Genomic DNA, 16990 nt, shown 5'->3' on the forward strand with positions numbered 1-16990 from the left:
GGATTGCTGGGAGTAGTTGCAATACGGTTTAGTTAAAGGGGGAGAAAAACCACAGATGCGATCGCTATGGTATAAGTCCGGGAAATGCTACCACCCCAGTCATCCGTACATTCCAAAAAGCAATTGAAGCATCTCGGTCGCTTGAGCAATTATTAAATACTGCAATCCTCTGATAAAATCCTTTGAGCGTAAATAATTAAATTTATTATGACAAGTGCATCTTATATTTTTCTAGCTGGAGCAAGTCGCGGGGTTGGTCGAGAAATTGCTCAATATCTCACAACACAACAGCTAAAGGTTAAAGCACTCCTGAGAACAGCAACAGTTGCTACTGAACTAGAAGCAATGGGTATTGAAGTAGTTCAGGGAGATGCCTTAAATCTTGGCGATGTCGAACGCGCAATGGTAACAGATGCACCTATTCACACCGTTATCAGTACAATTGGCGGTTTACCATCAGATGTAGAAAGGCCGGATTATCCTGGTAACAGAAATCTGATCGATGCAGCAGTTAAAGCTGGAGTGCAAAAGTTTATTCTTGTATCTTCCATTGGTGCTGGCAATAGTGTTGTTGCTGCCTCACCCCAAGTTTTAGAGGTATTGGGAAAAGTTTTAGCTGAGAAAGACAAAGCCGAACAACACTTAATTGCCAGTGGACTCACCTATACAATCATCCGTCCTGGTGGACTAAAGTCAGAACCAGCAACGGGTAATGGCGTTTTAACCGAAGATCCGCACATTATTGGTAGCATCAATCGTGCAGATGTCGCGCAGTTAGTTGGTCGCAGTTTAAATAGCGATCGCGCCAATAATAAAATATTGTCAGCCGTAGACCGAAATATGCTGTTTGGGCAAAGAGAATTTGCAGAATTTAGTTTAGGTTAGTGCCCCAAAAGCTTCTTCTCAATGCCCAATGCCCCATGCCCAATGCCCAATGCCCTTTTAGATCAACTTGTCAGGTGTAATGGGTAAATCACGGATGCGCTTACCTGTGGCATGGTAAACTGCATTGGCGATCGCAGCTGAAACACCTGTGATCCCAATTTCGCCTACACCTCGTACACCTGCTGGGTTGAAGTTGAAGTCAGGTTCGCCGACGAAGGCCACCTGAATGCGAGGAATATCTGCATGGGCTGGGAAGTGATAGGTAGCAAGGTCATAAACCACGGGATAGCCGATGTTTGGATCGACTTGGCACTCCTCCATTAAGGCTTGCCCAATACCCATAATCACGCCACCACGGACTTGACTGGCTACTGTCTTAGAGTTGATAATTCGCCCGATATCCATGACTGACACCCAGCGCGTCACCCGCAAACGTCCGATTTCTTCATCCACGCTGACTTCGCAAAAATGTGCGCCCCAAGATTGGAACGCCCATTCCTTGGTTTCATCGCCAGGAGCGGAGGATGCTGTGGCCTCAATTGCCGCTTGGCCAGACTGACTCAGAGTTGCAAACGCCTCTTGTGCGGTCTTAGCATTAGCAGTTTTCAGAACTTGCTCACAAGCTGACATGACCGCTGGCAAAAGAGATGCTGTCATCATGGAACCACCCGCCATGCCTCCATCTGGTAGTAAGGAGTCGCCCAACTCTACTTGTATCTGTTCGACGGGTAGCCCCAATGCGTCTGCTGCTGTGGCCGCAACAACGGTATATGCGCCAGTGCCCATGTCATTCCCAGCGCTGAGAACATGGGCAGTACCATCTGGTAGCAGCCGTACCTTGACTGATGCTGCACCTCGCCTGCCAGGGTAGGTTGCTGCCGCCATCCCCCAACCAACGAGTTTACTATCGCGTGTCAAAGAACGCGGCTGTTTTGGTCTGTCTTTCCAGCCAAATTGCTCTGCACCCAAGAGCAAACAGTCAGCAAAATGTTTGGCTGAGAATGGCTGACCTTGGCGTTGGTGTTCTTTAGTTTGGTTTTTTAGGCGCAGTTCTACCGGGTCAATCTTTAGCATCCAGGCCAGTTCGTCCATCGCCGACTCCAACGCCCACATCCCAGGATTCTCTCCTGGTGCGCGCATGAATGTTGGTGTACCCATGTTCAGCACCGCTAGTTCCTGCTTCAGTTGCAAATTCGGCGCTGTGTACATAACTGGCGTGACCGAGGTACAGGCTTCTATAAAGACATCTACTGGTGAGGTACAGGATTTGACCTCATGGGCGATCGCAGTTAAACTACCATCAGCAGTTGCTCCCAAACGCATAGTTTGCTCGGTTTCGGAGCGATGTCCGGCGTTCGCTGTCATTTGCCGTCGGCTGAGGACGACTCTGAGAGGACGCTGAAGTTCACGGGCTGCCGCAGCACAGAGAATACCGTGGGGCCAGGGAAAGGCTTTAGAGCCGAAAGCTCCACCCAAAAAAGGTGTGACGACATGAACCTGTTCAGTTGGGAGTCCAAAGAGTTCTGCATAGGTGCGCCCAGTTGCCAACACCCACTGAGACGGCTCGTAAACAGTGAGTGAGTTTGCATCTTGCCAGTGGGCAATGGTCGCATGAGGTTCCATCGCCGCGTGCAGTTCGATGGCTGTCTTGTAGGTGGCTGTAAGTTTCGTTGTTGCACTTGCCACCCCTGCCGCAAAATTCCCTTTTTCAAACTTTAACTCTTCACCCAAGTGCGGTGGTGCCTCCTTGAAGGTGGCGAGTGCAGCTTCCACGACTGGCTTTTGGCTTGTGTATTCCACCTTGACCAAATGCGCTGCATCACGCGCCCGCTCGAAGGTGTCTGCTACTACCAAACCGATAATTTGTCCTGCATAGTGAATTTTGTCATCCGACAACGGCAGACGAGCCTCGTAGATTTTCGAGGTCATAAAGTCATTGGCTGGCATAAACACTTTAGGCGAGTTTTTATGCGTAAAAACATCTATCACACCTATTGCCTTTTCTGCCCCACTGGTGTCGATGTTTTTAATTTGCCCATTGGCAATGCTGGCGGTGACAAGATAACCGTGAACCAGACCTGGAATTTGATGTTCTGCGGCGTAGGTTGCCGTGCCCGTAACCTTTGCCCGTCCATCTTTGCGGTTGACGGCAGTCCCAATTACTTTGTTCATACTACGCCTCCTCCTTTAGCTGACACTGTGAGTGCGCGACGAATTGCCCGCTTTGCCAAGTCAACTTTGAAACTGTTATGAGTTAATGGTTTAGCTTCTTGAAGTGCAATTTCTGCCGCCTGTTGAAACGTTGCAGTATTGGCACTCTTGCCGATCAAAAACTTTTCTGCTTCCTTTGAGCGCCAAGGTTTATGGGCTACGCCACCCATTGCCAAGCGCACATTCTGAATCTGCTCGCTTGCTAAGTCAACCGCAGCTGCCACAGAGACTAACGCAAAGGCATAGGAAGTGCGATCGCGTAACTTTAGGTAAACCCCTGATTTGGCGAACGGCACTGGGGGCAAAACCACAGAGGTAATCAACTCACCTGGCTCTAAGTTTGTATCTCGCTGGGGTGTGTCCCCTGGTAGTCGGTGAAAGTCTGTCAATGGTATCTGCCGCTTACCCTTGGGGCCTTCCACAACAACAACAGCATCCAGAGCCGCAAGAGGGACACACATATCTGAGGGTTGAACTGCCACGCATTGGTCACTGGCCCCAAGGATGGCGTGCATCCGGTTGATGCCCGTTGCTGCTGGACAGCCGCTTCCCGGTTGCCGTTTGTTGCAAGGGAAGGCGGTATCGTAGTAGTAGGGACAGCGAGTGCGTTGCAGTAGGTTGCCCCCTACGGTTGCCATATTGCGGATTTGCTGAGACGCACCAGAAAGAATCGCCCGCGACAGGATTGGATAATCGCGGCGAACATCAGGATGGTCTGCCACTGCTGTGTTACTTACTAGCGCTCCAAGGCTCAGACCACCCTCATTTGTGCGTTCAATGCGCTTCATCTCTAATCGAGAGATGTCGATAAGTTGCGATGGCTCATCTAGAAAGACTTTGAGACGGTCAACCAAATTCGTACCGCCCGCAATCAATATCGCATTTTGGTCATTTGTTGCCCGTTCAACCGCATCTTTCACAGAGGTAGCACGGGTGTAAGTGAAGTTGTTCATCTGAGCATCTCCTGGGGTTCATTGACCATTACATCTGCGGCAGGAGAGGGCGGTTTTTGTCCCGTTACCTGCTGGACTGCTGCCACAATGCCGTTGTAAGCGCTACATCGACAGAGATTACCACTCAGTCGCTCCTTGATTTCAGCTTCAGAGAGTTCAGCCAACTGTGGGGGACAAGTCAAATCTGGGGTGACAACGCTAGCACAGCCCCGTTTGATTTCATCAAGTAAGGCAACAGAAGCACAAATCTGTCCTGGGGTACAATAGCCGCACTGGAAGCCATCGTTATCAATGAATGCTGCCTGCACTGGATGGAGAGTATCGCCCTTGGCCAGCCCTTCAATGGTGACGATCGCCTTGTCTTCCTGCATCACTGCCAAACTCAGGCAGGAATAAACTCGCTCACCATCGATCAGAACAGTACAAGCCCCACACTGTCCGTGATCGCATCCTTTTTTGCTGCCCACTAGCCCCAAGCGATCGCGTAGCGCATCTAAGAGTGTGACACGTGGCTCAAGGTCGAGGGTTTGCTGCTCGCCGTTAACAGTAAGTTTCACATTCATCTCACCTGGGTTACTTTGGCTAGCTTCCTTTGCTATAGTTGTCTGATTGAGTAATGAGGGAGCGGCTATAGCCGTTCCGGCAGCAGTCAGTGCCTGTCCCAAAAAACCGGGTTGGGATGTTATTTCTGCCCTTTTTTTGTCTTCCATAATTCGTACTTCTAGATTGAATAATGCAGTAATTCTGAAAACTTAGGGATATGCATAGCTATTTAGTATTGTGTACATAATTAAGGTTGAGTGCAGGTAAGAGTCTGGGAAAATAAGGAAAAAATCAGACAAAGTACGCTTCTCAAAATAGCTGGATCGTCTTCTCAGCCGTGGATTTAGCATAATATTGCTGTTTGTCCCACCTCTATTGACTAGAGCGAGCGTTCACTGAGTATTTCTTAACAAAACGAAATATTTTGTATTGGGTTAAAATGCAATACGCTTGGGTTAAGGCTAAAACTCTTTATCAAAGTCAACTTTTTTAACGTAGACGCTTCTCCTGTCGGAGACGCTACGCGAACGGCTTGCCGCAGGCTACCGCAGAGGCGCAGAGAAGCCAGTGCGCCCTTGCGGGTTCCCCGACTTGTTCGCGCAGCGTCTCCCCTTGGGAGAAGCAACTGGCGCGAAACAGAGAGAAGAGATAAAAATGCTCAATGTCTATTTGAGGCTAAATTCTCAGTTTTGGTTTTTAGGCGATGTCTACGACGTGGCAAGAGAAGTAAATCTGGCATTGCAGAACAGTGGGATTACAGCTATTTTCAGGTAAATAGACCACCCGGTAGGGGCGCAAGGCCTTGCGCCCTTACAACAGATGTGGTTCAAATACTTGAATTCTGATGTAATTTGGGCAAGCAGGGGAGGCAGGGGGAGAGATCAGCCTTAGTTGCTAAATCATCCCGCAAAGGGAGCAAGGCTGTAAATCTCAATTTTAAGCACGCCAGCGGAGTATTTGACCCTTGACAGGATTGACAAATTCTCGTCCTTCAGTAACAGATCGAGCATACTCCCGCTTTAACTGGTAGTACCACTGTGCCTGCATATCTGAGTCCTTAATCAGCCGCAGCACAGGATTATATTTCAAACCAATTTGCTGTTTTTCTACCACTGTTCGGTCTTGGCCAATGAAAGTCCGCGCCAGCACGTGTAACAGTGGCTTGAAAAAGCCTACCCAAGGAAGTGTCCAGTAAAGAGCAAAAGTTACCTCCGTTTCTGTGTCTGAAATCGGTGTAACTGCCGTCAAATTAACGACTCGATTATTACCAATGGTGGTTTCTTCAATCCTGACTCCAGGTAAACGAAAAGAAATCTCCGTTTCTGGGACACCACCGCCAATCAACCAGTATAATCGACCCCCATTCGCTGGTAATCGGTGTCGTCGCATCGTAAAGCCGTAGGGCGAAGCATCAAATTGCTTTACTTCTTCGTGCAATTGCTCATTTCGCCACCACCAAGCACGATGAACGTAGGGTGAATGAGCAGGATCCATCAGACCTACCACTGCATGATCTATAAAACAAGGGAATTTTACCACCTCTACGAACTGGTGAGAGCGATCGCCAAACCCTGGAATTACCGGAATTTCCATATCAGATGCAGGCTGAGGGTTATCGGGATCGGGCATATATATCCAGATATTCCCTTGGGCTTCACGAATACTATATGACTGCACATCAAAGCGACTCAAATCCATTTGCTGCTCCTCCACAAGAGAAGGTATCGCAGTACAGCGCCCAGCAGAGTTAAAGCGCCAACCGTGGTAACAGCATTCAACTTCTTGCCCATTGAATCTCCCACAACTCAAGGGCACACCACGATGGGGACAAATGTCCGTCATTGCAGACACTTTACCATCTTGGCTGCGAACTAACAGCACTGGTTCTCCTAAGAAAATGCGGCTAATCATCATGCCTGACTTGATTTGATTGCTAGGCAGAGCATAGTACCAAGTATTACGTAATACAAAATTATCGTTATTTTTCATAGTTAATTGCGTCTGCCTTTGACACAACAAAAGTCCTGGTTTGTGGAAAGGAAGGTGATGCTGGAAAACATTCTTTCAGGTTTTTAATTGCTGTAGATAAATTCAACTGATGTACTTCTTGATTGTGTTCGTAATTCTCTCAGATTTAGGTTGTTCTCAGAGCATTGCAGGTGTGAAGTTGCATTATTCACCAGAAATTTGTACAAATACCGTTCTTTTACGCGGGCCATCTAACTCAAAAAACAACACAGATTGCCAGGTTCCCAAAGCTAATTTACCATCCACAATGGGAATTATCTCATTTGTGGTCAGCATCATTGCCATCAAATGAGAGTGAGCATTAATCGGCTCATCTTCTGGGACATCTCTTAAATGCAAATCATTATGCAAATAGCGGTCTGATTCCGGTGCTATTTTTTGCAAGAATACTTTTATATCTTCTAATAATCTGACTTCATTCTCGTTGATAGCTAACGCTGTTGTTGTGTGTCGAGAAAATACTAAAGCTTGTCCATTTTTAATTGATGTTGAGGCAATAAAATCTTGTATTTGTGGGGTGATATTATGAATATTAATTTTTGGCTCAGTTTCAATTTCAATTAACTTATGAATAATTGGCATCTGTTGAATTTTATATTTGGGATTGGAGGCAGGGGGCAGGGGGCAGGAATGGATGACTTTTAACTCCTAACTATAGTTTCCAAACCCTGCACTAATCTTTCTATACCTTCTTTTGCTGTCTCTTTTTGTAATGCCCCATAGGCAACGCGTAGATAGCATCCGTCATCTATGCCAAAAGTTGTACCTGGAATAACTGCAACTTTATGTTCCTGGATCAGTTGTTTGACTAACTCAAAAGCATCCATCTGGGTATGAACTTTGAGGAAAAAATAGAAAGCGCCATTGGCAGGGATAATGCTACATAAGCCTTGTAGACGATTAAGGGACTCTAATACTAGTTGGCGTACCTGAGCAATCGCTCCGATATTACTCTTCAAATAATCCTCTTTTGTCTGCAATGCCCCTAAAGCTGCATATTGAGAAATGACTGGCGAACAAATCAAAATTGTATCCTGGACTTTTTTAACAGCGACAAGTAAGTGTTTAGGAATCACCATGTAGCCAATGCGCCAACTCGCAAAACCGTATGCTTTAGAAAAGCTATAAAGAGAAATGGTGTACTCGCTGCTATTACTAAATGAGCCAGGTGAAACGTGTTTTACACCGTTATAGGTAAAGTATTCATAAGCTTCATCGCTGATGTGGTAAATACTGTGAGTAGCACAAATTTGATTTACTTGGCGCAATGCAGCTTCAGAATAGACAACTCCAGTGGGATTATTTGGTGAAATCGTCACCACAGCCCGTGTTTTAGGAGTAATTGCTTGAGCGATCGCTTCTGGGCGCAGTTGGTAATTTTCATCTGTAGCCACTAACACTGCACGACAACCAGCCATTGCGATCGCCATTTCGTGGTTGAAATAGTAAGGGGTATTGAGAATAATTTCGTCGCCTGGGTTAGTGATAGCAAGAATGGCATTCATAAATCCCATATTGCTCCCTGCTGTCACAACAATGCAGTTTTCCCCGTTGATTTCAATCCTGTTGAAGGCTTGCAATTTCCCTGCAAGTGCTGTCAGTAGAGGGGAAATTCCCTCAACTGCTTTGTATAAATTATTAGTTGGTTCGGCTAAGAATTTGGCTAAAAATTCTATGGCTTCATGTGGTGGGTTGTAAGAAACAACACCTTGTCCTAGAGAAATGGTTCCAGGAGAGTTTTTAATCAGTTCCCCAACCACAGGAATAATTGGCGATTGTACCGCCTGCATACGAGAGGTTAGGGATTCCATATTTTCTTGCCTATGTACCTGCTTTTAGTATCTCTTACTGTGTTGTTTTTTGCTGCATATATTTCTGTTTTTAACCGATTTGTACCTTTAAAATTTTCTTTTAAAGGCAATCAGATATACTTAAACAGGTCTAAATTTTATTTAGACTAGGACTTACGCAAGTGTCACAAAAAAATCGGATTTTTAGTTTGTAGTAAGGGCTTTAGCCCTTATTTTGAGGACTAAAGTCTTCACTACGAACTGAAAATAATATGCCAGTTGCGTAAGTCCTGTAGACTATACTTTACGGAAAATTTATAGAGATTTTAAACTGGATTGATATTAGTGGATATCTATCTTTTAGAGTGTAAGTTAGAATGCCATTAGAAAGTTAAAGCTTACATACTATTAATTAATCAAAATATGTTTATTTCACAACGTGGCATTATCACCTATGCTTACGGAGCATCTTATTATATAGAAATGGCCAAGTCATTAGCACGTTCTCTACGTCTTCATTCACCAAATATTCCGCGTGCTATTGTTACCGATCGTGAAGATGATAAAGATTTGCTAGAGCTTTATGATTGCGTTATCAATCTTAGAAAAGAATACGGTTCTAACGTAAAGCAAAAATTTCACCTTTATGATTATTCTCCATTTAAATATACACTTTGCATTGATAGTGATTGCATAGCAGTAAGGGATATTAATTTCATTTTTGATGATTTTAAAGGCAAAAGTTTTAGTGTGGCAGGTGATGTATATCTTCAAGCAGGTGATAAAGATACATTCGTTGATGTAGATAACACACTCAAACGATTTAATCTGACAAAATTACCTAGATTTAATGGAGGTCTCTATTATTTTGAAAAAAACGATACTGCTAAGGCATTTTTTGAAACAGCACTAGAATTGGCAAGGGATTGGCAAAAGCTAGGTATTAGTGAATTTCGTGGTGATGGCCCTAATGATGAACGTATTTTTGGTCTAGCTATGATGCTACACAATCAAAGTATGTTTGAAGATAATGGTCTGATGATGCGAACACCTATTGGTCTTCGTGGTTCTTTTAATATAGATGCTATTAAAGGTAAATCTACTTTTCAAAAATACAATCAGGTGGTGTCTCCGGCTCTTGTACACTTTGCCTGCGTTTGGGGAGAGCATCCCGTATATCATCGTGAAGTAAGAAAGTTAAAAAACCTAGATAAAGGTGCAGCCCACCAGGTCAAGTTTAATATATTTTCCGCAATTCAATATAAGTTTGGCTATCAGATTGCTCTATTAAGATATATAGCTAAACGTGTACCTAAAAATCCTAAATATATTCAAGATAGAGTGAAAAAACTTTTGATACAACTGTCTGAGTTGATTAAAACTAAATATAGAATTGAGCCAGTTCAGAGCAAATAAATTTTGCTAAAACCCCGCATTCCTTTGTGATTAATTTAAATTACTCAAAGGCTGTTTTGGTGACTTTCTGTAAAGCTTTAAGAGTGTAGAAGGTGCTGTCTGAGGTTCAGGCAGCACTAACAAAGTCTAATAGCGATCGCGCCTTACATCCTTCGCTCCTGACAGGTACTAAAAATTATATTTTTGTGAAAACCACAAGGATTGTATCTGTGGGTTTATTCTAGAAACTACACGGTACAGCACAAATTTGTATGTACCACAAAAATCTGTATTGCCGTACTTTTATGGAAAATCAACTAGGATTAATTCTAAAACTGCTTTTACTTTCGGCTTTGTTATCAGTATTGATTAAGTATGCAGGGCCAAGTCTACCAATTCCGGCGACAGCAACCAACGCGCTGATTATAGTATTTTTGCCGATTGCGATCGTAGCGATCGCTCTACTGTGGCGATTTCAAGCAGAAAAACAAAATTAACTCAAATCATTTACGCACAAGTTCCTAAAATCAGCTAACCTAGCTTAATTACAAGAAAATTGCATCTTGCCAACGGTTGGGAGTTAGCCTGTGAACCTCGGTCAATGGATCGGCTTAATCGCCATAGTTCTTTCTTTATACATCTTGTGGCAAATTCGGGAAGTGCTTTTGCTGATGTTTGCCGCAGTTGTGTTAGCCACCACCTTAAATCGCCTAGCGAAACGCTTCCAAAGCTTTGGAATGAGGCGCGGATTCGCCGTCCTCCTAGCAGTAGCTATCTTTTTCGCAGGTGTCGTGGGTTTTTTCTGGCTAATTGTGCCGCCATTTGCCCAGCAGTTTCAAGAACTAACCTATCAAGTTCCTAGAGGGTTTGGACGCTTTAATAGTTGGCTTGATGCCCTGAGAACTCGTATTCCTGACCAGTTAGTTCCTTACATTCCAGATATTAATAGTCTCATCCAACAAGTACAGCCCTTCGCCAATCGCCTACTGGGAAACTCCTTTGCTTTTGTATCTGGTTCTTTAGAAGTCGTCCTCAAGATTTTGCTAGTGTTGGTTTTAACAGGAATGATGTTAGCCGACCCCGTGGCTTATCGCAAAGTGTTTGTACGGCTTTTTCCCTCATTTTATCGGCGGCGGGTAGATGGAATTTTAGATAAGTGTGAAGTCTCTTTGGAGGGATGGATTACAGGCGCTTTCATTGCCATCTTTGTAGTGGGCGTGATGAGTCTGATTGGCTTATCAATTTTGCATGTCAAGGCAGCACTTGCTTTAGCGGTTTTAGCGGGATTTTTTAACTTGATTCCCAATCTGGGGCCAACGATGAGTGTAATCCCAGCAATGGCGATCGCCTTCTTAGATGAACCTTGGAAAGCGATCGCTGTCTTGATTCTCTACTTTATTATTCAACAGATTGAGAGTAATTTCATCACGCCTGTTGTCATGGCGCATCAAGTCTCATTGCTGCCAGCCATAACCTTAATTGCCCAGCTATTTTTCGTCACTTTCTTTGGCTTTTTAGGATTATTTCTAGCCCTACCCCTGACTGTTGTCGCTAAGATTTGGTTGCAAGAAGTGTTAATTAAAGATGTTTTGGATGAATGGGGAAATAATCATACACAAGAGACTGAGTTTGTGATAGTTTCTCAATCTCCAGAAGCCGATGAGAATTGGAATGCAAAAAATGTAGACATTAATAATAAGTCATCGATTGATGATGATATTTTGAAACCAGAAGATTAGTCACTCAATTTTTGATTGCAGAAAAAGGCGATCGCTTTGGGGTTTGATAATAAGCGATCGCAAACAAGTATATGGTGGATATCCAATCTCCGATAGACATCACAATCGCCTATCATCTTTGGAAAACTCACCTGCTAGGTGGACGCTACTAAAAATCAAGCAGACAATAGGGGGAAAATAATCAATTCATATATTGGAGGGTAAGCTTTGAAACTAAATCAAGTTATTGCGATTTTACAAACCGTTAAAGCTAACACCACAAAAGCAAAAACAGGCATATATCATCTGATTCAAAAAAGTGCAATGTTTCAAGGGATTTCGCGGACATTTCAGCCAGTGGCTGAAGATGGCTTCGTATATCCTCCAGAAAATCAGACACTGCAAATGAAAGCAGAAGATTTGCTGAGTCAATTTGAGCAAGCTTGTGCAGAATTATTTAACTTATGTGCCACCCAAGATTGGGCTAATGCGCAGGCTAAAGCAGATATAGTAGTTGACGGAACCACCATTTTACGAGAAGTACCCGTTTCTTACCTCTTGTTTTTGGAAAAGCAGTTAGTTGATGTCAAAACGTTCATCTCAACACTGCCTGTTCTAGATACTAGCGAATCTTGGGTTTACGATCAGCAGCAAGAATGTTTTGCTACTGAACCGAAACATACCACCAAAACCAAAAAAATAGTTAAACCTGTGGTGCTGTATGAAGCCACAAAAGAGCATCCCGCGCAGGTAAAAGAGTCTTCAGAAGACGTGCCAGAAGGAACTTGGCGAACAGTCAAGTTTTCTGGAGCAATTTCTCAAGCAAGACAAAATGAATTGCTGCGGCGGGTAGATAGGCTCATGCAAGAAGTGGTTTTTGCTAGAGAACAAGCAAATAGTTTAGAAGTTACTCAACAAAATCAAGTTGCCCGCTCAATTTTCGGCTACTTGTTTTCACCCTCAACATTTAGGTAAAATAGTTTTGGAGCGCAAGTTTAGTTTCAGTGTCTATAGGAGAATATGTAGGTTCGAGTCCTACTCCCTCGACTTAATTAAACCGAGGGATAGCCAAAGGGTAAAGGTACTCCTCGACACAATCAACCTTATATTTAGTCTTAGGCTATTGCTCCAAGCTAAGGTTAAAAATTCACGTTCTGTATCAACCTCTGCGAATTAATGTCAGTGGGACATGGGTTCAAATCTCGTCCGGGTCTCCAAAATCTTGACCTGGTAGTTTAGCGGTAAAACACCACGACTTAAAGATTAAATTTGCAGAAACCGGAAATTAACTAGGCAGAAATTGTGAAAACATACTGAAAGCTGTAAACTTTTGGTACCAACCCCCAGACATGGACATTGCCTGGGGGATTTTAATTGGAAGAGGTTCGTTAAAATTATTCATGAACAACAAAATCCTCAGCTTCTTAAAAAATTGGGGATTTTGCAATGCGGCTAAATCTAAAATCCAAAATTAATTAACTGATTTTGATTGATAATGCAAGGCTTTATTTATAGTAATTTTACGTAGTGATAAAAAATATTTTAGACAGATAGAGCTTGCTTCCCCCAAAAAATGTACAATTTGGACTTTGCAATATTTGAATTGTTTTTTTGGAATTTTAACCTTATCCAGGGTGTTAAGCTGTCACGCAGATATTGCTGGCAAATGTTTCGAGGTGAATAGAGGTATGAGTAAAAATGAATGTCAAAACGTAGTCATGCTACATCTCTACAAAGGTTCTAGATAAATGTATTTAATTATACTAAATGTCTAATTTACGCTACTCCCCATTACCCCTTATCCCCAGAGGGGGCCCCACCATCCCCATTCACCAGGAAGCGCAAGCACTGATAAGATGCGAACAATTGCAGAAATTAACGAGAAAATTAGTCGCCAACGGGCGGTAGTGTTGACAACTGAAGAATTAAAAGCACGAGTTGTAGAAATCGGTGTTACTAAAGCTGCTAAAGAAGTTGATGTAATTACCACTGGTACTTTTGAGCCGATGGAATCAAGTGGTGCAATTATCAATCTGGGACATACCGATCCCCCAATAAAAATTCGCCGTTGTTGGTTAGATGGCGTGCCAGCATACTCTGGTTTTGGAGCAGTAGATTTATATTTGGGTGCGAGTTGCGCTGTGGAGACGACGGATGGGGAAGAAGTGCGAGAACGTGGTGGTGGTCATGTAATCGAAGATTTGATTGCTGGTAAATCTATACACGTGAAAGCGCAAGGGCAAGTAACAGATTGTTACCCCAGAGCAAATTTTGAAACTACAATTACCAGTGACACAATTAATCAGTTTTATTTATTCAATCCGCGCAATCTTTATCAAAATTTTATTGTTGGTGTAAATGGTGGCGATCGCCCCCTCTTCACCTATCTCGGCCCTTTACAACCGCGTTTGGGGAATGCTGTTTATTCTAACCCCGGTGCGATTTCCCCCTTACTCAACGACCCCGATTTGCAACTCGTTGGTATAGGTACTCGAATTTTTTTAGGCGGCGGTATTGGCTATGTCGCTTGGGAAGGCACTCAGCACTTCCCCTTACAAAAGCGTTTAGCTAATCGTACACCGATCGGGCCTTCCGCCACTTTAGCTTTAATTGGTGATGCCAAACAAATGGATGCTCACTGGGTGCGGGGGTGTTACTTCAAAAGTTATGGCCCCTCATTAATGTTAGGGGTTGGGGTACCACTACCTGTATTAAATGAACAAGTAATTGAACACTGCGCTGTCCAAGATCGAGACTTAGTAGCCCCAATAGTAGATTTTTCCATTCCCCGGCGCGTCCGTCCCACCTTTGGTTTAGTGAGTTACGCCCAACTCAAATCTGGGTGGATGGCCATAGAGGGCAAAGCAGTACGCTCTGCCCCCTTAGCGAGTTTGTTTTTTTCTAGGCAAGTCGCCTTAGAGTTGAAAAAGTGGATCGAAGCAGGTACGTTTACCCTGACAGAACCAGTTTCTCCAATTCCGATGGAGCGATCTTTTCTACCCCAAGACCGGCGGACGGATTTTTGATTGGGGCAGGGGAGGAGGGAGCAGGGAGCAGGGGAGCAGGGGAGCAGGGGAGAAGTTGCAGTAAATTTTTCCCCTCTGCCTCTCTGCCCCTCCGCACCTCTGCCTCTTGTGCCCCATGCCCAATGCCCAATGCCCCATTCCCTACTCTTGAGTCGGTTTCGGTCGCTTGATCGGTTTAGGAGCGGGTGTTCTTGGTATAGGTTTTGACACCACTGAAGGGTCGCCACCTGTACTTGTTTTCTTGATGGGACGAGGGGTTTCGCCAGTGCGTCTGGGGGGGAATGGTTTTCTACCACCAGCACCACCAATGCCAGCACGAGGCCCACCTTTAAATGGGGGTTTGCGTTTTTTGGGTAAATCAGCGATCGCCTCAGCTTTTTCTACTACTAAAACGTCTGCTTCCCGCTTGGCTTGGAAGTCCCAGAATTTTCCCACTGCTTTGGTAGTTAGCACACCCCTCAATTTCAACTTAAAATATTTGGGTTTGTCAGTTGATTTACGTGGAGCCTGCCTAATTTTGACTACCAAGCTTTTAGCATCAAAAGATTGGTATACTACTTCACCACGAACAGAAAAACCACCATCAGTAACTTCTGATGAAGGTCTGGGGGCAGTTGTATTTAGTTCAGAGTTCTCGGATAAGCCATCATCGAGTGTCTGTAATTGCAACTCCAAATCCGATTCGTCCTCATCTGTTGAGTTTTTAGCCAGATTTTCTGGCTCCCAAACTCCGACGATTTGGATGTGCAAGGTATCATTTTCTTGTCTGGTACGTGGGTATACTACCCACAAGTGTTCTTTTTCTAAGTCTAGATGATTCTTGACTAAGCTCATAATCCGGCCTAGGAGGACGGCATTGAGTTCTACACCATCTGCGGTCAGCAGCGTACCTTGAGTAAATTGTTCGCTGCTAGCATGATAGCGACCCCGGACTAAGCCGATCGCTCGATACTGCATCGGTTCGCTGGGAGGTGGAATCGGTTGCTGGCGATTAATCAAGTTTCCATTTGAGTCAGTCTCGCTGGTGTTGACAGGCAAATTGTCAACTTGTTTAGAGGACTGGGCTGCTATGCGAACATTAGCGCCTGCCTCTACGTTAGTTGGGCCCTGGTTAGAGGCAGAAGAATTGGAAGATTCAGGCAACGGCATCAGGTCGGAATTCATAAAAACTCCTTGCGGCACAGACACATCCCATTGTGGGATTTTACAAAGGCAGCTGGAAAGAGCATTTGTGCGACTGCTGAAAGTATATTGGCTTTTCACAAAATCACACTAGGGTACTCTATACAATCCTAAAGGCGCTAAATTTAATGTATAAACACTAAATGTCTAATTTAGCGGCTTTACACTAGTTTCGGAAGCATATCATAGCTACAATTCTGACGGCTCCTCCTAAAGTCATCACTTACTTTAGCAGTGTGGATAGTTAATTGTTATAAAATTCACAGGCAATTGGCGGTATTCCGCAAAGTTTTGGAAATTTTTAACTTTACGATTTGTGTAAATGATAATGTCATTAAAATTTAGGAGAAAGACAAAACCGTGTCTCAACCGCGCAATCGTTGGATAGTTCAAGTCGTCTTAGCGGTGGCAATTCTTGCTTTTGTGGGTGTTTCGGTGATTCCCATAATTGGAGCATTTAATAATACGCCACCCTCAAGTCAGAATACCGCTAGCACCAGAGGTAGTTCGCCCTCTGCTGACCAAAAATCAAAACTGGAAGACGAAGCACGGGGTTATGAACAGGTTTTGCAACGGGAACCAGAAAATCAGACTGCGCTTAAGGGTCTGTTACAGGCGCGGCTGCAATTACTGAGTCAAAAAGATAAAAGTGAGGTTAAACCAGCGGATATCCAAGTTGTCATTGAACCCTTAGAAAAGCTAGCGAAGCTGAATCCCGAACAATCAGAATATTCAGTGCTACTAGCTCAAGCCAAACAGCAAATTGGCGATCGCGAAGGAGCCGCTCAAGCTTATCGCTCGATTTTGTCCACGAAACCAGGTGATTTGAAGGCTTTGCAAGGAATGGTGGCTTTATTGATCAGTCAGCAACGCCCGGAAGCAGCCATTGGTTTGTTGCAAGAAACCCTCTCTAATGCAGCCCAAGCAAATACAATTCAGCCTGGAAGTGTAGATATAGTAGCCGTGCAGGTGCTGTTAGGTTCTGTTCATGCTTCCCAGAAACGGTACGCTCAAGCTAGCTCTGTATATGACCAGGCAATTAAGAAAGATCCCAAAGATTTTCGCCCCGTCGTGGCAAAAGCGATGCTCCTGAAACAACAGGGCAAAGATGCAGATGCAAAAGCTTTATTTGATAGTGCCGCAGCTTTAGCACCTGCTAAGTACAGAGACGAAATTAAGAAGGCAGGAACGGTTTCTCCCATTCCTAAATCTGCTACCCCTCCCGCATCTTCATTGGGAAATACTCCCAAGTAATGGGC

The 16990-nt window shown here is 44.2% G+C and carries 14 protein-coding genes; 7 read left to right on the forward strand and 7 right to left on the reverse strand.

All coding sequences use genetic code 11. The annotated features are described in order from the left end of the window. The first annotated feature begins 207 nt into the window (after nucleotides 1-207). Entirely contained in the window at nucleotides 208-885 is a 678-nt protein-coding gene (locus tag RM049_RS15530; RefSeq protein WP_322704820.1) for an SDR family oxidoreductase, read from the forward strand. 57 nt (nucleotides 886-942) lie between these two features. On the opposite strand, the gene RM049_RS15535 is transcribed toward RM049_RS15530, so the two are convergent. The 6 genes from RM049_RS15535 to RM049_RS15560 form a co-directional block, all read right to left on the reverse strand. Further along, nucleotides 943-3057 carry a xanthine dehydrogenase family protein molybdopterin-binding subunit gene (locus tag RM049_RS15535; protein ID WP_322675064.1) on the reverse strand — a complete coding sequence of 705 codons (2115 nt, stop codon included), beginning with the start codon at nucleotides 3055-3057 and terminating at the stop codon, nucleotides 943-945. Next, nucleotides 3054-4049: a xanthine dehydrogenase family protein subunit M gene (locus RM049_RS15540; RefSeq protein WP_322675065.1), complete on the reverse strand. Its 996-nt coding sequence runs from the start codon at nucleotides 4047-4049 to the stop codon at nucleotides 3054-3056. The genes RM049_RS15535 and RM049_RS15540 overlap by 4 nt, the downstream gene beginning before the upstream one ends. Next, nucleotides 4046-4759 carry a 2Fe-2S iron-sulfur cluster-binding protein gene (locus RM049_RS15545; RefSeq protein ID WP_416211977.1) on the reverse strand — a complete coding sequence of 238 codons (714 nt, stop codon included), beginning with the start codon at nucleotides 4757-4759 and terminating at the stop codon, nucleotides 4046-4048. The genes RM049_RS15540 and RM049_RS15545 overlap by 4 nt, the downstream gene beginning before the upstream one ends. 769 nt (nucleotides 4760-5528) lie before the next feature. Further along, nucleotides 5529-6581 carry an aromatic ring-hydroxylating dioxygenase subunit alpha gene (locus tag RM049_RS15550; protein WP_322704821.1) on the reverse strand — a complete coding sequence of 351 codons (1053 nt, stop codon included), beginning with the start codon at nucleotides 6579-6581 and terminating at the stop codon, nucleotides 5529-5531. A gap of 183 nt (nucleotides 6582-6764) precedes the next feature. Then, complete coding sequence (locus RM049_RS15555) at nucleotides 6765-7202, reverse strand: secondary thiamine-phosphate synthase enzyme YjbQ (RefSeq protein WP_322704822.1); 438 nt, start codon at nucleotides 7200-7202, stop codon at nucleotides 6765-6767. A 59-nt stretch (nucleotides 7203-7261) separates the two neighbouring features. Then, the gene (locus tag RM049_RS15560; protein WP_322704823.1) at nucleotides 7262-8431 is read right to left on the reverse strand and encodes a pyridoxal phosphate-dependent aminotransferase; all 1170 of its coding nucleotides are present in this window, start codon (nucleotides 8429-8431) and stop codon (nucleotides 7262-7264) included. A gap of 402 nt (nucleotides 8432-8833) precedes the next feature. Here RM049_RS15560 and RM049_RS15565 point away from each other — a divergent pair, with 402 nt between their 5' ends. The 5 genes from RM049_RS15565 (at nucleotide 8834) to RM049_RS15585 (ending at nucleotide 14549) form a co-directional block, all read left to right on the forward strand. Continuing rightward, nucleotides 8834-9826, forward strand: a complete 993-nt coding sequence (locus RM049_RS15565) for a hypothetical protein (protein ID WP_322704824.1) — start codon at nucleotides 8834-8836, stop codon at nucleotides 9824-9826. Between the two features lie 284 nt (nucleotides 9827-10110). Then, nucleotides 10111-10302: a hypothetical protein gene (locus RM049_RS15570; RefSeq protein ID WP_322675070.1), complete on the forward strand. Its 192-nt coding sequence runs from the start codon at nucleotides 10111-10113 to the stop codon at nucleotides 10300-10302. A 90-nt stretch (nucleotides 10303-10392) separates the two neighbouring features. Beyond that, nucleotides 10393-11544 (forward strand): AI-2E family transporter, encoded by a 1152-nt coding sequence (locus RM049_RS15575; protein ID WP_322684076.1) that lies wholly within the window; start codon nucleotides 10393-10395, stop codon nucleotides 11542-11544. A gap of 207 nt (nucleotides 11545-11751) precedes the next feature. Beyond that, nucleotides 11752-12498 carry a hypothetical protein gene (locus RM049_RS15580; RefSeq protein ID WP_322675072.1) on the forward strand — a complete coding sequence of 249 codons (747 nt, stop codon included), beginning with the start codon at nucleotides 11752-11754 and terminating at the stop codon, nucleotides 12496-12498. Between the two features lie 881 nt (nucleotides 12499-13379). Further along, a complete protein-coding gene (locus tag RM049_RS15585) occupies nucleotides 13380-14549 on the forward strand; it encodes a homocysteine biosynthesis protein (protein WP_322704825.1) in 1170 nt (389 codons plus the stop codon). A 141-nt stretch (nucleotides 14550-14690) separates the two neighbouring features. On the opposite strand, the gene RM049_RS15590 is transcribed toward RM049_RS15585, so the two are convergent. After that, nucleotides 14691-15713, reverse strand: a complete 1023-nt coding sequence (locus RM049_RS15590) for a hypothetical protein (protein WP_322675074.1) — start codon at nucleotides 15711-15713, stop codon at nucleotides 14691-14693. A gap of 378 nt (nucleotides 15714-16091) precedes the next feature. Here RM049_RS15590 and RM049_RS15595 point away from each other — a divergent pair, with 378 nt between their 5' ends. Beyond that, a complete protein-coding gene (locus RM049_RS15595) occupies nucleotides 16092-16985 on the forward strand; it encodes a tetratricopeptide repeat protein (RefSeq protein WP_322675075.1) in 894 nt (297 codons plus the stop codon). Nucleotides 16986-16990 lie beyond the last annotated feature (5 nt).

It is taken from the genome of Nostoc sp. DedQUE04, assembly GCF_034530995.1.
In the GTDB taxonomy this organism is placed as follows: domain Bacteria; phylum Cyanobacteriota; class Cyanobacteriia; order Cyanobacteriales; family Nostocaceae; genus Nostoc.